Below are 1,169 nucleotides of genomic sequence, written 5' to 3' on the forward strand. Positions count from 1 at the left end.
GTACACAAGTCCGTGGGGGAGCGAGCCTGCTCGCGGAGAGGCCCTAAAGGACAACACAAGGATCTGATCCATGCGCTCATCAAAAATCATCCATGTAGTCAGCTGCCACGCCGAAGGCGAAGTCGGTGATGTGATCGTCGGCGGCGTCGCGGCGCCACCCGGCGCCACCGTGTGGGAACAGTCACGCTGGATCGCCCAGGACCAGACCCTGCGCAACTTCGTCCTCAACGAACCCCGGGGCGGAGTATTTCGCCACGTCAATCTGCTGGTGCCGGCCAAGGACCCGCGGGCGCAAATGGCCTGGATCATCATGGAACCGGCCGACACGCCGCCGATGTCCGGCTCCAACTCGCTGTGCGTCGCCACCGTGTTGCTGGACAGCGGCATCCTGCCGATGAGCGAACCCCAGACACGCTTGGTGCTGGAAGCCCCGGGTGGCCTGATCGAAGCCGTGGCCGACTGCCGCGACGGCAAGGTGCAGAGGGTCGAGATCAAGAACGTGCCCTCGTTCGCCGACCGCCTCGACGCCTGGATCGAAGTCGAAGGCCTGGGTTCGCTGCAAGTGGACACGGCCTACGGTGGCGACAGCTTTGTCATCGTCGACGCCCAGCGCCTGGGCTTTGCCATCCGGCCTGACGAGGCCGCCGAGCTGGTGGCCGTGGGGCTGAAAATCACCCGCGCGGCGAACGAGCAATTGGGCTTCGTGCACCCGTTGAACGCCGATTGGTCGCACATTTCTTTCTGCCAGATCGCCGCGCCCCTCGTGACGGAAAACGGCATCGCCACCGGCGCCAACGCCGTCGTCATCCAGCCCGGCAAGATCGACCGCTCCCCCACTGGCACCGGCTGCTCGGCGCGCATGGCGGTGCTGCACGCCAAAGGCTTGATGCAGGTGGGCGAGCGGTTTATCGGCCGCTCGATCATCGGCTCCGAATTTCACTGCCGGATCGATTCACTGACCGACGTGGCCGGACGCCCGGCGATTTACCCGTGCATTGCCGGGCGGGCCTGGATTACCGGCACCCACCAGCTGTTGCTCGACCCAGGTGATCCGTGGCCACAGGGCTATCGGCTTTCGGATACCTGGCCAGGGGCATGATTTCCAACTTCACCCAGAACCCTTGTGGGGGGGGGGGGGGGGGGGGGGGGGCTGCGAAGCAGGCCTGAAG

Annotated in this window: 1 protein-coding gene; it reads left to right on the forward strand. The window is 65.5% G+C overall.

Features of this window, described 5'->3' with window-relative positions; genetic code table 11:
• Positions 1-70: 70 nt before the first annotated feature.
• Entirely contained in the window at positions 71-1,099 is a 1,029-nt protein-coding gene (locus tag ACE04F_RS17355; RefSeq protein WP_486108569.1) for a trans-3-hydroxy-L-proline dehydratase, read from the forward strand.
• The last annotated feature ends 70 nt before the right edge of the window (positions 1,100-1,169 follow it).

The sequence above is a fragment of the Pseudomonas sp. AGC41 genome (assembly GCF_057334555.1).

Bases quoted from the DNA above. Each gene is read 5' to 3' on its own strand.
- ACE04F_RS17355 (WP_486108569.1), top strand. From the start codon at position 71: ATGCGCTCATCAAAAATCATCCATGTAGTCAGCTGCCACGCCGAAGGC.